The 22,435-nt window shown below is 71.5% G+C and carries 19 protein-coding genes; 9 read left to right on the top strand and 10 right to left on the bottom strand.

All coding sequences use genetic code 11. The features are described from left to right. Window positions 1–8 precede the first annotated feature (8 nt). Complete coding sequence (locus ETAA1_RS03925; RefSeq protein WP_202920643.1) at window positions 9–362, bottom strand: ArsR/SmtB family transcription factor; 354 nt, start codon at window positions 360–362, stop codon at window positions 9–11. A gap of 101 nt (window positions 363–463) precedes the next feature. Beyond that, window positions 464–1,477 carry a hypothetical protein gene (locus tag ETAA1_RS03920; RefSeq protein ID WP_145234490.1) on the bottom strand — a complete coding sequence of 338 codons (1,014 nt, stop codon included), beginning with the start codon at window positions 1,475–1,477 and terminating at the stop codon, window positions 464–466. Between the two features lie 104 nt (window positions 1,478–1,581). On the opposite strand from ETAA1_RS03920, the gene cmk reads away from it, so the two are divergent. The 4 genes from cmk (at window position 1,582) to ETAA1_RS03900 (ending at window position 5,800) form a co-directional block, all read left to right on the top strand. Continuing rightward, complete coding sequence (gene cmk, locus ETAA1_RS03915; protein WP_145234488.1) at window positions 1,582–2,220, top strand: (d)CMP kinase; 639 nt, start codon at window positions 1,582–1,584, stop codon at window positions 2,218–2,220. Beyond that, window positions 2,199–2,867 (top strand): lysophospholipid acyltransferase family protein, encoded by a 669-nt coding sequence (locus ETAA1_RS03910; RefSeq protein ID WP_145234487.1) that lies wholly within the window; start codon window positions 2,199–2,201, stop codon window positions 2,865–2,867. The genes cmk and ETAA1_RS03910 overlap by 22 nt, the downstream gene beginning before the upstream one ends. Before the next feature lie 232 nt (window positions 2,868–3,099). Next, window positions 3,100–4,179, top strand: a complete 1,080-nt coding sequence (locus ETAA1_RS03905) for an acyltransferase family protein (protein WP_145234485.1) — start codon at window positions 3,100–3,102, stop codon at window positions 4,177–4,179. Between the two features lie 187 nt (window positions 4,180–4,366). Beyond that, a complete protein-coding gene (locus ETAA1_RS03900) occupies window positions 4,367–5,800 on the top strand; it encodes a hypothetical protein (RefSeq protein WP_145234483.1) in 1,434 nt (477 codons plus the stop codon). 159 nt (window positions 5,801–5,959) lie between these two features. Here the strand turns inward: ETAA1_RS03900 and ETAA1_RS03895 are convergent, their stop codons facing one another. Together ETAA1_RS03895 and ETAA1_RS03890 are read right to left on the bottom strand one after the other, a co-directional pair. Then, a complete protein-coding gene (locus ETAA1_RS03895) occupies window positions 5,960–6,508 on the bottom strand; it encodes an antibiotic biosynthesis monooxygenase (protein WP_145234481.1) in 549 nt (182 codons plus the stop codon). 55 nt (window positions 6,509–6,563) lie between these two features. After that, a complete protein-coding gene (locus tag ETAA1_RS03890) occupies window positions 6,564–7,670 on the bottom strand; it encodes a GTP-binding protein (RefSeq protein WP_145234479.1) in 1,107 nt (368 codons plus the stop codon). 61 nt (window positions 7,671–7,731) lie between these two features. Between ETAA1_RS03890 and ETAA1_RS03885 the strand changes: the two genes are divergently transcribed. Further along, a complete protein-coding gene (locus ETAA1_RS03885) occupies window positions 7,732–9,033 on the top strand; it encodes a putative oxidoreductase C-terminal domain-containing protein (protein WP_145234477.1) in 1,302 nt (433 codons plus the stop codon). A gap of 39 nt (window positions 9,034–9,072) precedes the next feature. Here ETAA1_RS03885 and ETAA1_RS03880 read toward each other — a convergent pair whose 3' ends face one another. The 3 genes from ETAA1_RS03880 to ETAA1_RS03870 form a co-directional block, all read right to left on the bottom strand. Beyond that, window positions 9,073–10,053 carry a hypothetical protein gene (locus ETAA1_RS03880; RefSeq protein WP_145234475.1) on the bottom strand — a complete coding sequence of 327 codons (981 nt, stop codon included), beginning with the start codon at window positions 10,051–10,053 and terminating at the stop codon, window positions 9,073–9,075. 354 nt (window positions 10,054–10,407) lie between these two features. Further along, window positions 10,408–11,418, bottom strand: a complete 1,011-nt coding sequence (locus tag ETAA1_RS03875) for a hypothetical protein (RefSeq protein ID WP_145234473.1) — start codon at window positions 11,416–11,418, stop codon at window positions 10,408–10,410. Between the two features lie 161 nt (window positions 11,419–11,579). Then, window positions 11,580–12,092, bottom strand: a complete 513-nt coding sequence (locus tag ETAA1_RS03870) for a type 1 glutamine amidotransferase domain-containing protein (RefSeq protein WP_145234471.1) — start codon at window positions 12,090–12,092, stop codon at window positions 11,580–11,582. Window positions 12,093–12,355: 263 nt separating this feature from the next. On the opposite strand from ETAA1_RS03870, the gene ETAA1_RS03865 reads away from it, so the two are divergent. Next, window positions 12,356–15,724 carry a hypothetical protein gene (locus ETAA1_RS03865; RefSeq protein ID WP_145234470.1) on the top strand — a complete coding sequence of 1,123 codons (3,369 nt, stop codon included), beginning with the start codon at window positions 12,356–12,358 and terminating at the stop codon, window positions 15,722–15,724. Window positions 15,725–15,846: 122 nt separating this feature from the next. Continuing rightward, window positions 15,847–17,076, top strand: coding sequence for an LptF/LptG family permease (locus ETAA1_RS03860; RefSeq protein ID WP_145234468.1), 1,230 nt, complete (start codon window positions 15,847–15,849; stop codon window positions 17,074–17,076). 90 nt (window positions 17,077–17,166) lie between these two features. On the opposite strand, the gene ETAA1_RS03855 is transcribed toward ETAA1_RS03860, so the two are convergent. The 3 genes from ETAA1_RS03855 to ETAA1_RS03845 form a co-directional block, all read right to left on the bottom strand. Further along, window positions 17,167–18,219, bottom strand: coding sequence for a hypothetical protein (locus ETAA1_RS03855; RefSeq protein WP_145234466.1), 1,053 nt, complete (start codon window positions 18,217–18,219; stop codon window positions 17,167–17,169). Between the two features lie 58 nt (window positions 18,220–18,277). Next, the gene (trpE, locus tag ETAA1_RS03850; protein WP_145234465.1) at window positions 18,278–19,774 is read right to left on the bottom strand and encodes an anthranilate synthase component I; all 1,497 of its coding nucleotides are present in this window, start codon (window positions 19,772–19,774) and stop codon (window positions 18,278–18,280) included. Between the two features lie 99 nt (window positions 19,775–19,873). Then, window positions 19,874–20,626: a site-2 protease family protein gene (locus ETAA1_RS03845; RefSeq protein WP_145234463.1), complete on the bottom strand. Its 753-nt coding sequence runs from the start codon at window positions 20,624–20,626 to the stop codon at window positions 19,874–19,876. 56 nt (window positions 20,627–20,682) lie between these two features. On the opposite strand from ETAA1_RS03845, the gene ETAA1_RS03840 reads away from it, so the two are divergent. Then, window positions 20,683–21,825, top strand: a complete 1,143-nt coding sequence (locus tag ETAA1_RS03840) for an aminotransferase class V-fold PLP-dependent enzyme (protein WP_145234462.1) — start codon at window positions 20,683–20,685, stop codon at window positions 21,823–21,825. 87 nt (window positions 21,826–21,912) lie between these two features. Beyond that, window positions 21,913–22,413, top strand: a complete 501-nt coding sequence (gene coaD, locus ETAA1_RS03835; protein WP_145234460.1) for a pantetheine-phosphate adenylyltransferase — start codon at window positions 21,913–21,915, stop codon at window positions 22,411–22,413. Window positions 22,414–22,435: the final 22 nt, after the last annotated feature.

Genomic DNA, 22,435 nt, shown 5'->3' with positions numbered 1-22,435 from the left:
GGGCGGCGTCACTTCTTTTTCGGCTTCGCCGTCACCGCCGGCGGCGTCGCCCCCTTGCGGACGCGCACCTTGAACCCGTCCAGGTCGAGCACCGCGAGGGCGTCGCCGTCGCCGGGGCGGGCCACGTCCGGGTGGAGGCGGTAGACGACTCGCCGGCCTTCCTTCTCGTCTTCGAGCAGCCCGGCCTGGCGCATCACGCCGAGGTGGTGGGACAGGTTCACCATCGGCACGTCCAGCAGCTCGGCGAGCGCGCCCACGTGCAGCGGCCCGTGGGCCAGGCGGTCGATGACCCGGACGCGGGTCGGCTCGGCCAGCGCGGCCAGACGTGCCGCCACCTTGCGGGCGGCCTGGTAGTCGATCACGGGCACTCTCCGGGCGTACGGCGAACGTTCACGGACGAAGGTTATACCCCGGAGCGGCCCGACGTGCGACGGAATTCCCGATCGCCGCTCTGATTTAACATTCAGCGAGTCGCGCGGGCGAACAGGTCGTCCAGGGCGGCGACCAACACGCCCTCAACGGCGCTCAGCTCCGACTTCCCGGGGTCGCGGCCGAGGTGCGGGGCCAGGTGGAGGGTGCCGTCGGGGTCGAACCCGACCTCGACGTTCTCCAGCACCACGCCCTCGGGCCGGTGCGCCGCGTACGACCAGACCGCCCGCCGCACCGCCGCCGCCCGCGCCGGCGAGGTCGCCGCCCCCACCGCCGCCTCGTGCCGCACCACGCCGGCCAGCGCGTCGGCGGCCGCGGCGTGGCCGTCCCCGAAGCGGCGGCACGCGTACTTCACCAGGTCGTCGAGCACCGGCCGGCGGCGCGGGTGCGGGTCGGCCTTGGCGCGCTCCAGCCCCGCGGCCACGGCAGCGGCGGCCGTCTCGGGGGCGGCGCGCTCCAGGTCGGCGAACGGGTCGTCGGTGCGGTTCAGCAGCCGGTGCGCCTCGGCCTTCAGCGCCGCGGCCAGCGGCCCGAGCGGGTCGCGGTGGGCGATCAGCGACGGCGCGGCGGCGTCGAGCAGGCGCGCGGCGTCGGCGGGGAAGTCGGTGCGGAGGAAGTGCTCGGCCAGCGGCACGGTCGCGGCCGCGGCGCCGGCCGTGCCCGCCCCGTACACCTCGCGGGCCTTCAGGACGCACTGGCGGAGCACTTTCTCGGCGTCGGCGGTGCGGCCGAGGTCGGCCAGGCAGCCGGCGTAGCCGAACAGGAAGGCCAGGCGGTCCTTCTTCGCGGCCGGGTCGGCGGGGGCCGGGTACTTCACCGCGTGCTGGAACTCGGTGGCGGCGCGCTTCACCTCGCCGGCGGCGTGGTGGAAGCGGGCCATGTCGGCGTAGGCCAGCGCCAGCGGGTGCGACCCGGAGCCGTGGTCGCGCTTGGCGTCGCGGGCGGCCTTCACCACGACGGTCTCGGCCGGCTCCGCCATGCCGGTGCGGAGCAGGTGCAGCGCGGCGGCGAGGGCCGGCGACGGCGGCGGCTGGGCGGGCAGCGGCATGGCGGGAACCGGAGGCGGGAACGGGTACGTTCGATTATCCCGGACGGCGGCGCGGGAATCCAGGGGGGACGCCCGCCCGCCGTTCCGGTACGCTGAACCCGAGCATGATCGTCACCATCGACGGCCCCGCCGGGTCCGGCAAGAGCACCGCCGCCCGCGGCCTCGCCGCCCGCCTCGGGTTCGACTACCTCGACACCGGCGCCATGTTCCGCGCCGTCGGCCTCGCCCTCCGCGACGCCGCCGACGCGGACGCCGTACTCGCCGCCGTTCGCCTCGAAATGCCGCCCGGTCGCGTGCTGCTCGACGGCCGCGACGTGACCGCCGACATCCGCACGCCGGCGGCGGCGCAGGCGGCCAGCCGCGTCGCCACGGTGCCGGCGGTAAGGCAGTTTCTCGCCGCCGAGCAGCGCCGCATCGCCGCCGGCCGCGACATGGTGTGCGAGGGGCGCGACCAGGGCACGGCCGTGTTCCCCGACGCGGCGTGCAAGTTCTACCTCGTCGCCGACCCGCTCGCCCGCGCCGAGCGCCGGCACCGCGAACTCGTGGCAAAGGGCGAGGCCGTGGTGCTGGCCGACGTGCTCGCCCAGCAGCAGGAGCGCGACGCCCGCGACGCCGGCCGCGCCGCCGCCCCCATGCGGCCGGCCGCCGACGCCGTCGTGATCGACACCACCGGCCTTTCCCCCGACGACGTGCTGGCCCGGCTGGAGGAGGTGGTGCGCCGATGCTCGCCCGCCCGCACCTGACCGGCCGGGTCTGGTACGACACCGTCTACTGGTCCGCGTTCTCGTTCTTCACGTTCGGGTTCAGCCTCCGCCACACCGGCTGGGCGAACATGCCGCGGCGCGGCCCCGTGCTGGTCGTCGCCAACCACCAGTCGATGTTCGACCCGGTGCTCGTCGGCCTCGCCAGCCGCCGCTACCTGTCGTTCCTGGCGCGGAAGTCGCTGTTCCACCGGCCGGGGTTCGGCCGGCTCATCCACAGCCTCGGGGCCGTGCCCATCGACCGCAACATGGGCAAGGACGGCATCCAGAACGTCCTCGACTCCCTCACCGCCGGGCGGGCCGTGCTGATGTTCCCGGAGGGCGAGCGCACCTACACCGGGGTCGTGCAGCCGCTCAAGGCCGGCGTGTCGCTGCTCATCAGGCGGGTGACGTGCCCGATCGTGCCGGTCGGCATCGCCGGCGCGTTCGAGGCGTGGAACCGGTTCCACCGCTGGCCGCGGTTCGCGCCGCTACTGAGTGAGCCGCAGCCGGGCGCGATCGCGCTCAGCGTCGGCGAGCCGATCGACCCCACCCGCTACGCCGGCAAGCCGCGGGAGTGGGTGGTGGACGACCTGCACCGGGTGTTGGTGGCGCAGCACGCCGCGGCCGAGCGCCTGCGCCGGAAGTGACCCCCGCACGCCCGTCGCATCGACCGCGCACAGTGTGTGCACGGAACCCCCCGGGGGGTCAGGGCACGCATTGAGTCAATGACACAAAAGTACATCAGACCAATTCCCGCCTCCGCTCCGCGTCATCCGCTTCCGCCGCAACGACTTCCGCCGTTCTCGACGCCCGCGGTCGGGCTTGTGTGATTCAAGCCGAGTCGCTACCGTCGGCCGGACACGGGGGCCGAGCTCGGTCATGCGGTTTAACAACATTCAGGTTCTTCGCCTGGTCGCGGCCGTCGCCGTCGTCGTGTACCACCTCGGTCACTACGCGCAGCACACGTTCGGCACCACCGCCTTCCCCGCGGAGCTTCTCTGCGCCGGGAACTGGATGAGCTTTCCGGTGCCGCTGTTCTTCGCCGTGAGCGGCTTCGTCCTGACGCAGGCCGCGGCCGGCGGGTCGGCGGGGCGGTTCCTGTGGGGCCGGGCGCTGCGGCTGTACCCGGGCTACTGGGTCGCGGTGCTGCTCGTCATGGGGCTCATGTGGTTCACCGTGTGGCCGCCCGAATACCGCCGCTACGTCCGGCCCGAGAACCTGTCCTGGTTCCTCCTGCCGAGCGAGCCGGGCACCGAAATCTACCCCCTCGGCGTCGAGTGGACGCTGGTCTACGAGACGGCCCTGTACCTGTGGGTAGCCGCGACGGTGGCCCTGTTCGGGGCGCGGCGCGGTTTGCCCGTCTGCGCCGCGGTGTGGGCCGTGCTGCTGCTGGCGAAGGCGGCGGTGTGGCCGGACTACGCGGCGGTGCAGCTGCCGCGCTGGAGCGAGGTGCCGTTCTCGGTCGTGAACCTGTCGTTCGTGCTGGGCGTGCTCGTGTACCAGGTGCGCGACCGCGGCCGCCGATGGCGGTGGCCGGTGCTCCTGGCGACGGCGGCGTGGCTGGCCACGGTGCCACCGCGGACGAACTCGCTCGAGGGCCAGTGGCTGGCGTTCGCCCCCGCGGCGGCGGCGCTGGTGTGGCTCGCGGTGCAGTTGCCGCAGTTGGCCTCGACCAACCGGCTGGTGCGGTGGGGCGAGTACAGCTACGGCGTGTACCTGCTGCACGCCCCGGCGATGATGGGGACGTTCTTCTTGCTCATGTGGGGGGGCTGGCTGGCGGACAGCAGCGCGGCGGTACTGCTGGCGGGAGTCGTGGCGCTGGCGGCGGGCTTCGGCTACGGCCGGCTGGAGTGCGCGCTGTACGCCCGGGTGCGGCCGCTGGCGAAGGTGAACCCGGCGGCGGTGCTCCGGCGGGCGCGGTTGGCGCTGAAGCCGAAGGGTGCGAGCCGCGTCCCGTAGTCGCAGCACCCCCGCCGTCACAACCGGCGCCCGCGGACGCGCGGGATCACTTTAACGAATCCCGACCAAATCCGCGAACCGCCCCCCGGTCGGACCCTTGAGGCCGGTTGTTCCGGCTGGTAGGCTACAGTCCGATCCTGTGGGGTGGCCGGCCCGGCTGCCTCCGCGGGAACCCGGAGTGCAGGCCATGCGCGCCGCCGCGGCCGTTGCCGCCATCCTCGGACTCGTCGCCGTCGTCGTCGCCCAGCCGCAGCCCGCGCCCCCGGCCGCGCCGCCCGCCGGCCCGCCCGCGGTGAAGAAGGCCGTCGAACCCGCTCCCGCGGCCAAGGCGCCGGAACTGCCGGCCAACCCCGCCGTGGCCGCGCACATCCGCAACCTCGGGGCCGACGACTACAAGCTCCGCGAGAAGGCCGGCCGCGACCTGGAGGCGCTCGGCGACAAGGCACTGCCGCAGCTCAAGAAGGCGCTCGCCGAGACGACCAGCCCCGAGGTCTCGCGCCGGCTGTCGGTGCTGGTCCGCAAGATCGACCACGAGCGGCTCGTCAGCCCGCGGCGCGTCACGATGCCGACGAAGGACCGCACCGTGAAGGAGGCGCTCGACGAGATCGCCCGGCAGACCGGCTACAACGTCCAGTTCCAGGGCGACCCCGGGGCCGGCGGCGCCCGCCACAAGATCGGCTTCACCAACGCCCCGTTCTGGCAGGCCGTCGACGCCGTCGTCGACCTCGTCGGCGGGAGCGTGAACAGCAACGGCTACGACGACGACACCGTGTACGTGAACACCTTCAGCGGCGGGCAGCGGATGCCGTTCGTGGCCTACGCCGGGCCGTTCAAGGTCGGCGCCACCAACATCCAGCTCAACCGCAGCATGCAACTCACGGCCACCGACCCGCGCGGGGCCATGTTCATCCGCCCCTCGGAGTCGGTGAGCCTCACCTTCAGCCTGTTCTCGGAGCCGAAGAACCCGATGCTCGGGATGGGGCTCGCGCCGGTCGTGGTGACGGCGGAGGACGACCAGGGCCAGTCGATGGTCCCGCCGCCGGCCGGGCCGAACCAGCCGTTCGGCATCCGCCAGGCGTACTACGGCGGCGGCGGCTACCGCTCCTACCAGCAGTCCGGCAGCCTGAGCCTGGTCCGCGGCGGCCGCGAGGCGCGGACCATCCGCACGCTGAAGGGGAAGGTGGGCGTCAACCTGCTGTCGGCGGTGGTGCCGGAGGTGACGGTGCCGGAGCCGCTGAAGGCGAAGAACCTGAAGGTGTCGGGCCGCACGGTGGAGGTGGACGTGGACTCGGTGGTGGCGGCGAACAACGGGTACTCGGTGGCGCTGACGATCCGCCGGCTCGGCAGCTTCGACCCGAACCACCCGGACACGTACAGCTGGTCGAACAACATCAACCAGAAGGTGGAGCTGCTGGACGCCCAGGGGAACAAGTACCGCAACTACGGCGCGTCGAGCATGAACCAGAACCAGGGGTCGGTGACGATGACGCTGCCGTTCCAGCCGAACGACCGGCGCGGCGTGGTGCAGAAGCTCGGCCCGCCGGCCCGGCTGGTGGTGAACGAGTGGGTCCAGGCGACGCACGAGGTGACGTTCGAGTTCCGCGACGTGCCGCTGCCGTAGCGGTCCGTCGATCGATCGGGGCCGGTGCTTGTTAGGCCGGGGCGCAAGCCCCGTCGGGGTTCGGACGCCCGACGGGGCTTGCGCCCCAGCCTAACAGTTCGCCGGCCCGACCGCGGCCGAAGCCCGACATCGAGCGACACACGGACCAGTAGCCAGAGCCTATCCCGCGCCGCCGTACAGCCACCGGGCGAACGCCCGGGTGGCGAGCGGCATCACCAGATACGTCATCGCCGGGACCATCAGCGCCGCGACCGCGAGCGGGCGGGCCAGCACCGGCCAGTCGGTCAGCGCCGGGGTGACGACGAGTTGCGTGAGCAGCAGCAGCGGGTACACCGCCACCGCCGTCACCACGACCTGCTTGTGCCGCGGCGGCTGGGCCCGGCCCGGCGGCGGCGTGAACCACACCTCCAGCCCCGTGTGCCGCTCGCGCACCCAGGGGTGCGACAGCAGCGGCGACGCCCGCTCCAGCCACTCCCGGCGGGCGTCCGACCGCTCCCACGCCTCCAGGTCCGGTAGCGTGTCGAACCGGATCAACACCAGGTATTCGGGCTGCTTCGGGTCGGTCGGCCGGCGGACCTGGAAGCCCGGGTGCCCGCCGAACCCCTGCATCGCACGGGTGATGCCCCGGAGCCAGTCCTCGAACGCCGCCTCGTGCCCCGGCCGCACCCGCTGGTGGACGACGAGCGTGACCGGTCCGTCCCCGTGCATACACCCCCCTCGGCGGCCGCGCGACGGGAGAGGTGTGGATGTATTACGACGGCGCTCACCCCTTCGCCGCGGGGTAGCGGTGCGTCGGCACCGGGCGGCCCGGCCGCAGGCTCTGGCTCGTGCGGAACTCCGCCGCCACCCCGCCCTGCCCCGCCACCTCGGCCACGACGCGGCGCACCTCGGCCTCCAGCACCGCCGGGTCGATCGCCACCCGGGCGTTCACGATCAGGTCGGCCGCCACCGGCCGCACCCCGCTCGGCAGGCTCAGCGCCGCGGCGGTGTCGCTGCTCACCACGTTGCCGACGGCGAACGCCCCGGCGTCGTCGGTGCCGATGAGCTTCAGGTGCGCCACCTCGCCGCCGAGCCGGCCGCACGCCTCCGCCAGCCGGCGCAGGATCGCCGTCAGCAGCGCGTCCAGGTCGAACGGCGCGGCCGCCGTCAGCCGCGCCGAGGCGTTCAGCCAGCCGAGCTCGGCCTCGCCCTCGGCGTACGTGTCGTAGTCGATGTCGAGAATCTTGCGGCCGAACCCGCCGGTCTGGTCGAGGAACGCCAGCAGGGCGTCGAACCCGGCGCCGGTCTTCGCCGAGACGCGGAGCACCGGGGTGTCCGGGAACTGCTCGCCGACGAGGCGGGCCAGCTCGTCCAGTTCCGCGGGCGGGAGCTCGTCGGCGCGGTTGAGGACGATCGCGTCCGCTTCTTCGAGCTGCTTCTTGAAGATGTACGCGGCCTTGGGGCTGAACCCGCCGGCGGGCTGGTCGCGGAGAATCTTCGCCCCGTGGCTCGGCTTGAAGAGCACGGCGTACGGCGCCACCTCGAACCGGCCGCGGTACAAATCCCGCAGCGGCTGGATCACGGTCGCCACGAGGTCCGTACAACTCCCGACCGGCTCGGCTAGAATGACGTCCGGCCGCTCCCCGGCCGACAGCGCCCCGACCTTGGCGACGAGGTCGTCGAACCGGCAGCAGAAGCAGGCCCCGGGCACCTCCTCGGTGGCGAGCCCCTGGGCGCGGAACGTGTTGGTGTCCACGAGGTCGTGGGCCTGGTCGTTGGTGACGACGCCGACGCGGCTGCCGCGGGCCTGGTACAGGCGGGCGAGGCGGGCGAGCGTGGTGGTCTTCCCGGCCCCGAGGAAGCCCCCGACCATGACAAAGCGGACGGACATGCGCGGCCCCCGTGCGGTGCGGACGCCACTGTTATAGGGCGAACAGGAACCGACCCCCGGCATGGACACGTCCCGCCCCATCCGCCTGGTCACCGTCGCCCCCGGGCACTTCCACGCGGCGCTCGTCCAGAAGCACGCCGCCCCCGGCGTCCACCGCCGAGTCCACGTCTACGCCCCGCTCGACGCCGACCTCGTCGCCCACGTCGCCCGGGTCGCGGCGTTCAACGGCCGCGCCGAGAACCCGACCGCGTGGGAACTCGACGTCCGCGCCGGGGCCGACTGGCGGGAGCGGTTCCTCCGCGAGCAGCCGGGGAACACGGTCGTGCTGTCCGGCCGCAACCGCCCCAAGGTCGGGCTCATCCGCGCGGCCGTGGCGCTGAACCTCCACGTCATCGCCGACAAGCCGTGGGTGATCGACGCCGCCGACCTGCCGGAACTCGACGCGGCGCTGGCCGAGGCCGACGACCGCGAGGTGCTCGTCTGGGACGTGATGACCGAGCGGCACGAGGTGGCCAACCGGCTGCTGCGGGCCCTGACGCGCGAACCGGCGGTGTTCGGCGACTGGCTCGGCGGCTCGGCCATGCACCCGGCGCTGACGCTGACCAGCACCCACTACCTGAACAAGACCGTGGACGGCCGCCCGCTCCGCCGGCCGTGGTGGTGGTTCGACCCGACCATCGCCGGCGAGGGGCTCGCCGACGTGGGGACGCACCTGGCCGACCTGGCGCTGTGGCTCGTCGCCCCGGACGAGCCCGTCGCGCCCGGCGCGGACGCCGAGGTGTACGCCGCCGACCGCTGGCCGCTGGTGCTGACGCGCGAGCAGTTCGCCGAAGTCACCGGCCTGCCCGAGGTGCCGCCGGAATTCGCCCCGCGGCTGGCCGGCGACCTGCTCTACTACGCCGGCAACCACACGGCCTGGCTCGGCGTGCGCGGCATTCACGTGCGGCTGACGACGAAGTGGGAGTACGACTCGCCCGGCGGCGACACGCACGTGGCCGTGGCGCGCGGGACCGACGCCGTGGCGGAGGTGCGGCAGCAGCCGGGGTCGCCGCCGGACGTGTTCGTGCGGGCGTCCGAGGCGTCGCACGCGGACCTACTGGCGCACCTGACCGCCGCGGTGGGCCGGTGGCAGGCGGAGTTTCCCGGGCTGGCGGTCGTGGACGGCGGGTCGGAGGTGAAGTTGGCGATCCCGGCGGCGCTGCGGACGGGGCACGAGGAGCACTTCGCGGCGGTGATGGCGGAGTACGGGCGGGCGTTCGCGGCCCCGCGGTCGGTGCCGGCGTGGGAGCGGGTGAACGCCCGCACGAAGTACCACCTCACCACCCGGGCCGTCGAGCTGGCTCGGGCGCGGCGGCCGTTCTGACGCCGCTTGCGGCGATGCATCGCCGCAAGCGGGGAAAAGTCAATCCACCTTGCCCGGCGCGATGAGGTCGCCGATGACGGTGCCGGCCATCTTCGCGGTGATGACCACGTTGCGGTCCTTCACCTCGCTCTTGAGCGACTTCGCCGGCTCCACCAGCGGCTTCAGCTTCGGCTCGTTGGCGGCCAGGAAGGGTAGCGCCCCGCGCACCGTCTGGAGCAGCTCGCCGACCGTCTTGCCGGTCTCCGCGGCCGCGTCGTCGTCCTTCATCCCCAGGGTGATGTTGAGGTTCACGTCCTTCTCGACGCGGATCACCGTGCTGAGGCTCTGGAGGTTGGCGAGCTGAGACTGGATGCCGGGGTTGGCGCCCGGCCCCTTCAGCTTCACCTTGTCCAGCCGGCCGTTCGTCAGCGCCACCGCCCACACCGTGGCCTTGTCGTCCATCCCCTTCACCAGGGTGTTCATCTCGCGGCCCAGGTCGGCCTTCCCCTTGTTCGGCGTCGCCAGCGCGGTGCTGATCCCCTTCTTGTCGCCGGCCAGGACGATGGTCTTGTCGTCGACGACGGTGCCGTAGGTGGGGTTGCCGTTGTCCGGAGTGTACTTGAACATCACGTCCTTGCCGTCCTTCACCAGCGCGAAGTGGTCGGCGTCCTGGCGGCTCTGCGCCTCGGCGGCCTTGTACAGCTTCTCGGGGTCGAACGTGCCGGTGACGATGACCAGGTACTTGAGGTCGGTCTCGTCCTTGCCCGACGCGCCGACGACGACGCGGTCGAGGTCCTTGAGCGGGTCGAGGCCGAGGTCGCGGAGGAGCTTCTGGGCGTCGTTCTCCTTGAGCTGCGCCTTGAGGGCGTCGAGCGCGTACTTCTTGACGATGTCCGACTCCAGCGTCTGCCGGAGGTTCACGGACATGACGACGTCGGCGTCGGTCGGCAGGAGCGGGTGCGGGTCGGCGGCCCGGGTGGGGCCGGCGGAGAGGACGGCGGCAACGGCGAGCCCCAGGGCGGGGCGGACCAGGCGGGTCATGGCGGCGGGTATCCTTTCGCGGCGGGAACGGGCCGCCGGGCGGCGGCGGTCGGGACATTGTACCCGGCGCGGGAGGGGCGAGTTTCGAGTCGTCGGGAGTCGTATCTTTGCACACCGAACCCATCCTGCCGATTATCCCGCTCGTCCTGCCCATAATATCCCGGCCGATCCGCGCGTAGGCGCCGCCGGACGAACTCCCACTCGCGGTTCCCGAACGGGGTGGCGACTCTGCCAGCACCGTCGCACTTCCGGCATCGGTGTCCCGGGGTGTTTCCGCCCAGTACTCCAGCCCCGTCCCGTCGCACTGGTGACGCGGGGCCTCGAGGGACGGCAGGCCGTCAGACGAGTTCATGGTCAATCCGCGTGGTTAGCGATCCAGTCATCCACGGCTGATATCAGACGCACAGAACTGCGGATTACCGGATCGATCAAGGCGATGGCCTTGCTCTCGTCGCGAGGGAAGGGCTTGTCGATTTCCAAGCCGGCGAATTCGGGCACGCTCCGCGTGCGTCGTGCGAACATTTCGTCCACGATCCCAGCCTTGTGGACGATGAGGTTGCGAACCAAGAAGAGTTTGTCGATGGCGTCGTCGTTGATTGCCGCGTCTACGTCCCGGTAGTCGTCGTAAAACGCCCTCCGGTACGCATCTCGGACGCGGACCAATGAATCGAAACTTAGCTTCGCGCGGAGGATGGTCCCCATGTGTGCCGCGAGGTTGAATTTGTACTTCTGAATCAACTTCAGAGGCACCGTTTTCCCCTCGTCATCGTCCGCTCCCACGCCCAGCCCGTCTAAGGAATTCGAGTCGTCGTTTCCCTTTACCGTGCCCCTCTTCTTACCCTTCAGTTCCGAGAGGCCATTCGGATGGCAGTTGATGGCGTCCGCCCAGAGGTCTCCGGCCAAGACCTCGAAAGCCGTCCAAGTGCCGGTGAGCCTCGCGTCCAAAATGGCGTCGGCGGCCGTCTGCGCGGCGGGGTTCAACTTGGTTGTAGTATCCGCAGACACCCAAGCCATAAGCTGAGCAAACTTTAGTTCGTCGGGGTTGTCAGCTCTGCGCTTATCCAACTCCGCTTGGATTTCCAGCGCCGCCGCAGATTGCTTGTCGAAAAAGTCGGCCGGCAATTCACTGTTAAGGTCGGGACGCGGATGACCGGCGACCCGTATATTCGCCTGTTGGAATACGTGGTTAGCGTCTGACCAGTGCCGTACTAATTCGATGCCGTACATATCCATGCACCACACCCGATGCATGTTGCTGGCAAAAGCCGTTGCAGCTGCAACAAGTCCCGGTGTTTTCAAGGTCGCGGCGCAGCCCTGATAGGACTGGTCGATCTCGACAAACTTATTCCTGTCCGTGACCTTCATTGCGAACCAGCGCCCCCGATCCCGCGTCCGTTGGCTAAAGAAATTGCGGCCAGAATTGGCCTGCAAAATCGGGAGTCGGTGGGAGTCTGCGGGAGTCGAGGAGTAAGACCCCGTCCGCACTCCTCCACTCCCGCAGACTCCCAACGACTCCCGCAGACTGTTCACACCCGCGCCGCCAGCGCCCGCACGAACTCGCGGCAGAACCGTGGCAGGTCGTCGGCCCCGCGCGCCGTGATCAGGTTGCCGTCGCGCACCACGGCCTCGTCGCGGTACACGGCCCCGGCGGCGCGCACGTCGTCCCGGATGCCGGGGTCGCACGTCACCACCCGGCCGTCGAGGACGCCGCCGCTGATGAGCAACTGCGGCCCGTGACCGATCGCCGCCACCCGGCTCGACCCGTCGGACACGAACGTGCGGATCACGTCCACGGCGGCCTCGCGCTGCCGCAGCTTCTCGACGCACGGCCCGTCGGGGATGACGACCGCGTCGTACTCGGCGGGGTTGACCTCGTGGATGCGCTCGTCCGGCTCGACGCGGTAGCCGTGGAGGCCGGTGAGGCCGTGCATGAAGGGGGACGCCAGGCGGACCGTGAACCCCTCCTCGCGGAGGCGGTACCACGGCAGGAACAGCGTCAAATCCTCGAACCCGTCGGTAACCAGAATCAGCGCTTTCATGGCGGCGGTGGGGGCGTGGGGGCGTTGGGTGGGGAGGGGATTCTAGCACGCGAATGCGGAACGCGGAAAGACGGAACCAGACACCGGCTCCCGTTCTGTGACGTTCACCCACCTCCCCGTTCTGTGCTGCCAGGAATCCCCGTCAGACCCGGAGGCCCGAGCCGCGCTCCGCACTCCGCACTTCACCTAGACTCGCGCCGCGGCCGCCGGTATACCCGCACCCCCTCCGCCCCGACGGGCGGGGACGGGCCACCGGGGCGGGTATGCGGGCTGCCGTGCGGAGCGGGCTGATTCGCGGGCTCATCCTGGCCGCCGTCGCGGCCATGGGCGGCGCCGCCTGGTTCGCCAGCACCTGGGTCAGCCCCGAGCGCGTCCGCGAACAAGTCCTCGCCGCCCTCCACGAGCAACTCGACGGCGTCGACGCGTCCGTCGGCTCCGCCCGGATGCGCATCCTCGGCGGCATCGCCGTCCGCGACCTCGCCCTGGTCCGCCGCGGCGACCCGCCCGACCAGCCGCTCCTCGTCGTCCCCAGTGCCGTGCTGTTCCACGACAAGGAGCAGTTGAACCGCGGCCGGCTCGTCATCCGCAAGATCGAGCTGGAGAACCCCACCCTCCGCCTCGAGCGCGGCCCCGACGGCAAGTGGAACGTCGCCGACCTGGTGCGCCCCGGCCCCGCCGACCGGCCGGTGCCGTCGTTCGTGGCCAAGGGCGCGACCGTGACGGTGACGGACCGGTCGCCCGAGGCGCTGCCGGCGGTGCGGCTGAGCGGGGCGCAGCTGTTCCTCCAGAACGAGCACGTGTCGATCCTGACGCTGCACGCCCAGGGCGACGCCGACCTGTTCGGCCCGGTCGAGGTGAAGGCCCGGCTCAACCGCATCAACCGCGAGGTGAAGGTCGACCTCGACCTGAAGGCGCTGCCGCTCGGCGACCTGGCCGCGGCCGTGGCCGAGCGCGTCGCCCCGGTCGTGGCGCCGCACCTCCAGAAGCTCACCGCCACCGCCGCCGTCAAGGGCGAGCTGCGGTACACCCCCGGCGCCACGCCGGCGTGGCACCACGACGTGGAAGTGTCCATCAAGGACGGCCGGCTCGAGCACCCCGACGTGCCGTGGCCGGTCGAGAAAATCGGCGTGAAGGTGCGGAGCGTCGACGGCCGGGTGAAGGTCGAGGACGCGACCGCGAAGGTCGGCCCGGCCCACGTCCGCGTCGCGCTGGAGACCCGCGAGGGGGGCGCGACCCCGGTGGCGGCGGACGACCCACTCGCGGCGTTCGAGGAGCACGTGCAGCGGGCCGACGTGACCGTCGCCGGCGTGCCGCTGACCGACGACCTGTTCGCCCGGCTCGGCGAGGCCGGGGCGAAGACGAAGAAGATGTTCGCCCCCGCCGGCACCGTGGACATCGGCTACAAGTTCGTCCGCGAGGCCGGCCCCGGCTGGAAGCGCGAGTACGAGGTGCGGCCGCGCGGCGTCACCGCCCGGTACGAGAAGTTCCCCTACCCGATCGCCGGCGTCGAGGGGAGCATCAAGAAGAGCATCACCCCCGGCGGCGAGCCGACCCTGGCGGTGGACGTGCGCGGCAAGGCGGCCAACGACGCGGCGGTCACCGTGAAAGGCCAGGTGTACGGCCGCGGCCCCGACCCGGCGGTCACCCTCCGCGTCGCCGGCACGAACGTCCCCATCGACGACCGCATCATCGGCGCGTTCCCCGACGAGTACCCCGACCTGCTCCGTCAGTTCCGCCCCGCCGGCCGGGCCACCTTCACCGCCGACATCACCCAGAAGCCGGGCGTGAACCTCGCCGAGACGGAGATCCGCGTCGAGGTGGCCGACGGCACCATCCACTACACCCGCTTCCCGTACCGGTTCGAGAAGGTGAAGGGGAAGGTGGTGGCGCGGGTGGCCGCGGTCGAGCCGCGGCCCGGGGCCGCGCCGCCGCCGGACCGCGGCGAGCTGGTGTTCGACGGGTTCACGGCCACGCACGGCGGCGGCAACGTGTGGATGCACGGCTCGCGCCGCACCGTGCCCGGCACCGCCGACCGCCGGCTCGAACTCCACCTCGGCGGCAACGGGTGCCCGCTCGACGACGACCTGCGGGGCGCCCTCGACGCCCTGAAGCTGGGCGACATCTGGAAGAGCCTCAGCCCGCGCGGCGCGCTGGCGTTCTCGGCCGACGTGGAGGTGCTGGACCGCGCCCGGCCGCCCGGCGCGCCGCGGCCGAAGGCCGACGAGCCGACGTTCAACCCGGCCAGCGACCTGAACCTGACGTTCAACTTCTACGGCCCCACCGTCACGCCGGCGTTCTTCCCCTACGAGCTGACCGACCTGTCGGGGTGGCTCCAGTACCGCGGCGGCCGGGTGGACCTGGCCCACCTCGCGGCCCGGCACAGCGAGACGCGCTTGAAGCTCGAAGCCGGCGAGGTCCGCTTCTACCCGCAGGGCGTGGTGTGGGCGAACCTCGGCAAGCTGGAGGCCAAGAACGTCGTCGCCGACGAGGCGCTGCTGAAGGCGCTGCCGGGGTCGCTGCGCGACGGCGTGGAGGGCCTGAAGCTGCGCGGCCGGGCCGACCTGGAGGTCAAGCACCTCGTCGTGCTGACGCCGCCCGACGAGCCGACGCCGGTGTCCGCCGCGCGCGGCCAGGCGCCGCCGGTCGCGGCGTCGCCGCTGACCCCGCCGCCGGCGCCCGACCCGGTCGTGTACTGGGACGCCGAGCTCCGCCTCACCGGGGCCGCGTTCGACACGGGCGTCGGCTGGGACGAGGTGTACGGCGCGGTGGCCTGCCGCGGCCGCTACGAGGGCACGCACGTCGGCCTCGTCCGCGGCAACATTTACCTCGACCGCGCCGTGGTGGCGCGGCAGCCGCTGACCGCGGTGCAGGGGCGCGTCAGCGTGCCGCCGCAGCAGCCGGACCCGGCCCGGCCCGGGCACTTCCTGCCGCCGACGGCCGAGTTCCAGAACCTGACCGGCGGCCTGTTCCACGGCACCGTCGGCGGCGAGGCCCGCGTGGTGATGACCGACCCGGTCCGCTACGACCTGTGGCTGACGGCCACCGACGTGCAGCTCGAAGAGGTCGCCCGCCACTACCGTCTCGGCTCCGACGCCGACCTGAAGGGGCTGGCGCAGGCGCAGGTGCGCGTGTTCAACCGCTACGACCCGCGGACCGGCCGGTGGAGCCAGGAGGGGAGCGGCCGGCTCGACGTGCCGACGGGCCGGATGTACAACCTGCCGGTCCTGCTGGACCTGATGAAGGTGTTGAAGCTGCAGACGCCGGACCGCACCGCGTTCGAGGAGGGGCACGCCGCGTTCCGCCTCAAGGACGACAAGGTGTACGTGGACCAGCTCGACCTGATCGGCAAGGCGCTGTGCGTCGGCGGGTCCGGCGAGCTGGACCTGACCGGCGACAACGTGAAGTTCGAGTTCTACACGCTGGGCTCGCAGATCCTCGCCCGGCTGGTGAACACGCCGGTCGGCGACCTGTCGGCGTTCCTGAGCCGGAATCTGTTCGTGATCCGGATGACGAAGGAGAACGGCGGCGAGTTCCGCTACCGCCCCGAGCCGGTGCCGGTGGTGACGGAGCCGGCGCGGCTGATCGTGGAGCGGCTGCGGCGGCTGCGCGAGGCGCGGCCGGGTAGCCCGTAGCCCGGCGAACGGCCGGCGTCAGCCGGCGGGTCGTTGCGCCGACCGGTTAGGGGATGACCCCACAGGCGACCGTGTCGCCACCAGCCGGCTGACGCCGGCCGTTCGCCAATACCCGAGGCGCCATGTTCGGCTCGACCCTGAACCGTACGATCTTCGCCGAGCTGGTGCGGGTGTTCCTGCTCGCGCTCGGCGGCCTCACCGGCCTGTTCCTCCTCGCCGGCCTCGTCCAGCAGGCCGCCCAGCTCGGCCTCGGGCCGGCGCAGATCGTCGCCATCATCCCGCTGTTCGTCCCCAGCACGCTGCCGTACACGATCCCCGCCACCACCCTGTTCGCCGCCTGCGTGGTGTACGGCCGGCTCGCCCACGACAACGAGGTCGTCGCCCTCAAGGCCGCCGGCGTCCACCTGTCCACCATCCTTAAACCGGCGCTGACCCTGGGGGTCATCACGGCGGCGACGACGGGGGCGCTGTACTACGCGGTCATCCCGCAGACGCAGCAGCGGCTCCAGGAGGAGGCGCTGCGCGACCCCGAGGAGGTGGTGTACAACACCCTCCGCCGCGACCGCTGCCTGCGGCACCCGACGTTCCCGTACGTGCTGTTCGTGCGCGACGTGCAGGGCCGCCGGCTCATCGACGTGGTGCTGAAGCGGCGCGTCAAGGTGACCGACGGCAAGGGCGTCGAGACCTACGGCGGGTACGACCTGGTGGTGCGGGCGCGCGAGGCCCAGCTCCGCGTCGACGTGGAGAACAACCTCCTGTACATCGACCCGGACCGCTTCGTTTACAACAACCCGAGCATCCAGGGGACCAACACCTCGACGACGCCGTACGCCCTGCAGTTGCCGGACTTCCTCAACCCGGCCGACGCCCGCACCCGGCCCGGGGCGCTGACGTGGGAGGAGCTCGGCCCGCGCGTCGCCGAGCTGGAGCGGCTGCGCGAGGAGAAGCTGGCGGCCGTCGCCGCGGCCGGGCGGGCGCCGGTGCCGGCCGACGGGGCCGCCGCCCAGCTGGCCGTGCAGCACCGGCTGAACCTGATGTCGCAGGCCGACGGGATCAAGCGGCAGGCGCGGAACGTGGAGGCCGAGTACTACATGCGGCCGGCGCTGGCCGTGGGCTGCCTGGTGTTCGCGCTGATCGGCTGCCCGGTGGGGTTGTGGGCGAACCGGGCCGACTACCTGAGCACGTTCGTGATCTGCTTCCTGCCGACGATCCTGGTGTACTACCCGCTGCTGCTGGCCGGCTCGAACATGGGCAAGGACGGCAAGCTGCCGCTGTGGCTCGGCTGCTGGCTGGCGAACATCACGGTCGGAACCTGCGGCGCGTTCCTGGCGTGGAGGCTGCTCAGGCGGTGACACCCCCAACGACCAATTCCCAATGCCCTCCAATGACCAAGGAAGAAGCCGCTGTACTTCCTTGGTCATTGGTGGGGCATTGGGAATTGGTCATTTCGGGGGAGAGTACCCCGGCGGCGCGACGACCACCTCGAAGTCCGACCCCTTCACCCGCCGCAGCTCGTCGTGCATCACCGGCACGCGGTCGTCGGCGGTGCTGCTCATGCCCCACTCGATGCCGTTGTCGGCCATGAACATCCCGTAGCGCTTCAGCGCCTCCAACACCGTCCGCACGTTCCGCGAGAACCCCGACGTGTCGAAGTCCTGCCGCAGCCGGAACCGCTCGCCCATCCGCGGCAGGTCGGCGTCCGTGAGCCGGCTGGCGAAGTGCGTCGCCGGGTAGACGTACGCCCGCTTCGAGCGCCGCACCGTGACCCGCAGCGCGTGGTCGATCACGCCGCGCTCGAGTTCGTCGTGCCGGATGATGGCGGGGAAGATCGGCAGCCCCGCGGCGTCGGCGCTGGTCCACGTGTCGGGGCGGAGCTTGTTCGAGCGCAGGTCGAAGACCGACGCCTGCGCCGCCTTCCACCCCGCGGCGGAGCGCTCCGCGATGTAGAACTCGTACAGCTTGCGGTTGACCGGGTCCACGACGATCGCGTGCCGGTCGCCCTCCTCCTTCAGCTTGTTCTCCTGCACGTCGCGGAGCGTAACGTTCAGGTTGCGGTCGCGGGTGTAGCCCGCCGGCCAGCCCTCGAGCGGCATGTTGTCCGGGATCGGGTACGGGCCGGGGTCGCTCTCGTCCTTGTACTCCAGCGACAGGAGCGGCACCTTCTTCTGGTTCGGCGGCACGATCACGAACGCCATGTCCGGGTTCGCCCGCAGCGGCTTCTCGGCGCCGACGGTGGCGATGATCTGCTTCGATCGCGGGTGGACCGGCCAGTCGGTGACGAGGGTGTTCCACGGATTGTCCGGCGGGAACACCTCGAGAGCCGCGCAGACGGCGTCGGCCTCGGGCGTGTTGTAAAGGATCGGCTGGGTGACCTTCGGCATGGGCGACTTCTTGATGCGCTCGAGCCGGGCGGGGTCGGACTTGGGCGTGTAGCGCGGCTGCGCCGGGGCGAGCGCGGCGAGCAGCGCGACGGGGACGAGGGCGAGGAGGCGCACGGGGAGGCTCCGGTAGGGGTTTCGGAACAACACAGACACCGCGCGGGCGACCCGGCCGTTACAACTGCGTCTCGGCGACTTCCAGCGCCCGCAGCAGGCTCATCGCCTTGTTCACCGTCTCCTGGTACTCCGCGGCCGGCACGCTGTCCGCGACCACGCCGGCGCCCGCCTGCACGTCGCACGTGGTGCCGCGGATCACCATCGTCCGCAGCGCGATGCACGTGTCCATGTTGCCGCTGAAATCGACGTAGCCGACGGCGCCGCCGTAGGGGCCGCGGCGGTGCGGCTCCAGCTCGTCGATCACCTCCATCGCCCGCACCTTCGGCGCCCCGCTCAGCGTCCCCGCGGGGAGGCTCGCCCGTAGCGCGTCGAACGCCGTCAGCCCGTCGCGCAGCTTCCCCGTCACGGTGCTGGAGAGGTGCATGACGTGGCTGTACCGCTCGACCGTCAGCAGGTCGGAAATCTTGACGCTGCCGATCGTCGCTACGCGCCCCACATCATTTCGCGCAAGGTCCACGAGCATGATGTGCTCGGCGCGCTCCTTCGGGTCGGCGAGGAGCTCGTCGGCCAGCTGCTTGTCCTCGTCGGGGGTGGCGCCGCGGGCGCGGGTGCCGGCGAGCGGGCGGTTGGTGATCTCGCCGCCGTCCACCCGGCACATGATTTCGGGCGACGCCCCGACCAGCGTGCAGCCGCCGGCGCGGACGAAGAACATGAACGGCGACGGGTTCACCACCCGCAGCGCCCGGTAGATGTCGAACGGGTCGGCCGTCGTCTCGGCCCGGAACCGCTGGCTGAGCACCACCTGGAAGATGTCGCCGGCGTTGATGTACTCCCGCGCCTTCGAGACGACCCCCTCGAAGGCGGCGCGGGTGAAGTTGCTTTCGACACGGTCCGCCACCGCGCGCGGGCGGTCGGCCTTCTTCGTGGGGTTGATGTCCGTCAGCGACGGTTCCTTGCCCGGCCGCGACAGCTGCTCCACGAGCTTGTCCACGGCCGCGCACGCCGCGTCGTAGGCGGCGCGGCTGTCGCCGCGGGCGTGGGCCACGACCAGAATCGTCTTGGCGACGTGGTCGAAGATGACCATGCGGTCGAAGAACGCGAACGACAGGTCGGGCAGGCCGCGGTCGTCGGGCGGGGCGTTCGGCAGCCGCTCGACGTAGCGGACGGTGTCGTACCCGGCGTACCCGACGGCGCCGCCGCAGAACCGCGGCAGGCCCAGCAGGTGCGGGGCGCGGAACGCCGCGATCTGCTCCTCCAGCACCGCCAGCGGGTCGGCGGCGTCGGCCTCGGTCCACGCCCCCGCTTCGTCGCGGGTGCGGGTCTTCGTCCCCGCCGCCTCGAACACTCGGAACGGGCCGGCGCCGAGGAAGCTGTACCGGCCGATCCGCTCGCCGCCGACGACGCTCTCGAACAGGAACGCCCGGTCGCCGTCGTCGATGCGGCGGAACGCCGACACCGGGGTGAGGGCGTCGGCCGTGAGGCGGCGGTAGACGGGCACGACGGTGTGCCCGCGGGCGAAGTCGGCGAAGGCGTCGAACGGCGGCAGGTGGGGCATCTTGGACTCAAGGATGAAGGATGAAGGATGAAGGATGAATCAAGACGCCGGCGGCCGCCGACTCGGATTCATCCTTCATCCTTCATCCTTCATCCTTTCTTATTGCTCCCAGTGGCTCTCGGTCCAGCTCAGCTGCTGGAGGAGCTGGTAGCTCTGGTGCGCCAGCACGCCGAACAGCACGAGCGTCCACAGGCCGCCGACCGGTACCCACCACGGGGCGTCGGCCAACACCGCCATCAGCGGCGCAAACGCGGTCAGACACAGCAGGCTGTACACGGCCACCGCGCCGGCCGTTCCGACCGACAGTTGTAGCGCCACCCGAATGCCGCGGCGGCCGAGCAGGCCCACGCACACCTCCTGCGACACCCGGCCGCCGTCGAGCGGGAACACCGGCAGCAGGTTCACCACGCCCCACACGATGTTGATCCACAGCAGCTGCGTGTACAGGAACGCCGTGAACAGGCTGGCCCCGGCCCACGGCGTCGCCTGGTTCGACGCCCACACCAGCCCCGCCAGCACGAAGCCCGCCCCCGGGCCGGCCAGCGACACGGCGACGCGCTTGCCCCGGCCATTCACGTGGTCCCACGGCACGGCCAGCCCGCCGAGGGCGTACAGCACCACGTGCGATCCGACGCCGCACGCGCGGAAGGCGACGGCGTGGCCGAGCTCGTGGACGAGGAAGGACACGAACGCGACCGCCATCCAGCCGAGGAGGAACTCGGGCCGGTCGGGGTTCCACGCGCTCTCGCCGAAGATGAGGGTGCACAGCCAGAAGAACGGGTGGACGCGGACCGGGAACCCGAACAGGCGGAAGTTCAGGTCGTAGCCGGTGCGGTCGGGCTCGCAGAACACGATGACACCTCGGCCGCGGCGGGGTACGCTGCGATTGTACGTCACGGGAGGGGATGATGGACCGGGCCGCGTTCCGCTCGCACTTCCCGGTCACCGGGCACTGGGCGTTCCTCGACCACGCCGCCGTCGCGCCGCTGCCGGACGTGGCGGTCGCGGCGCTGCACGAGTATGGCGCCAGCCTCGCCGCGAACGGCATCGCTGCCGTCCGCGACTGGACGCACCGCGTCCGCGAGGTGCGCGAGCTCGCCCGCCGGCTTGTCAACGCCCCGAGCGCCGACGACGTGTTCTTCGTCCCCAGCACCACGCACGGCATCGGCGTGATCGCGGAAGGCTTCCCGTGGCGGAGCGGCGACAACGTCGTCTTCCCGGCCGACGAGTACCCGGCGAACCAGTACCCGTGGCTGAACCTCGCCGGCCGCGGCGTCGAGGCCCGCCGCGTGCCCACGCGCGCCGGTCGGGTGCTGCCCGACGACCTGCGCGCGGCGGTGGACGGCCGGACGCGCCTGTTGGCGGTGTCGGCGGTGCAGTTCGCCACCGGCTTCCGCGCCGACCTGGACGCGCTCGGCGAGCTGTGCCGCGAGCGCGGCGTGTTCTTTTTCGTGGACGCCATCCAGGCGCTCGGCGCGTTCCCCATCGACGTGCAGCGCTCGCCCATTGACGCGCTCGCGGCCGACGGCCACAAGTGGATGCTCGGCCCCGAGGGCGCCGGCTTCGGCTACGTGCGGCGCGAGTGGGTGGACCGGCTCCACCCGATCGGCGTGGGGGCGTTCAGCGTGGCGCGGCCGCTGGAGTTCAGCACGATCGACTTCACGCTGAAGCCGCACGCCGGCCGGTGGGAGGGCGGGGCGCTGAACGTCCCCGGCATCACCGCCTTCGGCGCCAGCCTGGAGCTGTTGCTGAACGCGGGCGTCCCGGCCCTTCAGGCGCGAGTGCTGGAGCTGACCGACTACCTAAGCGAGAAGGCGACTGCGGCGGGATGGGACGTGTATTCGAGCCGGCGGCCGGGGGAGGCGTCGGGGATCGTGTCGCTGACGGTGCCGGGCGTGCCGGCGGAAGCGGTTGTAGCGGCGTGCCGGGCGGCCGGCGTGATCGTGAACGCCCGAGCCGGCCGCGTGCGGGTCAGCCCGCACGGTTACAACAATGAAGGCGAGATCGATCGGTTCGTCGCCGCGGTCCGCGGAATGACCAAGGACCAATGACCCACCAATGACCAAAGAAGACAGTGAGTTCTGTCCTTGGTCATTGGTGGGTCCTTGGAAATTGGTCATTCCGCCACGGGGGAAGCGATGTCAAACCCGTTAAGCTCAAGGGTCGCGGTCTACACGGGCACGTTCGACCCCGTTCACCTCGGCCACCTCGACATCATCGCGCGCGGCAGCCGGCTGTACGACCGGCTCGTCGTCGGCGTCGGCATCAACCCTGAGAAGACGACGCTGTTCTCGATCGAGGAGCGGGTGCGGCTGCTGGAGGAGGTGGCGGCGCCGTTCGGGAACGTGGAGGTGAAGGCGTTCACCGGGCTGGCCGTGCAGTTCGTCCGCGGGCTCGGGGCCGGGGTGATGATCCGCGGCCTGCGCACCCTGTCCGACATGGAGTACGAGTTCACGATGTCGCTGATGAACCTGAACCTCGACCCCGGCGTGGAGACGGTGTTCCTGATGGCCAAGGAGGAGTTCAGCCACGTCAGCAGCTCGCTGCTGCGGCAGATCGCGGCGCTCGGCGGCGACCTGTCCAAATTCCTCCCGGACCCGGTCAAGGGGCCGCTCGTGCGGCGGGCGAGAGGCAGTTGAGGAGTCGTTGGGAGTCTGCGGG

The organism is Urbifossiella limnaea (genome assembly GCF_007747215.1).
Classification (GTDB): domain Bacteria; phylum Planctomycetota; class Planctomycetia; order Gemmatales; family Gemmataceae; genus Urbifossiella; species Urbifossiella limnaea.
Note: the sequence above shows the minus strand (reverse complement) of the source record. Positions and strands in the feature narration are given on the sequence as shown.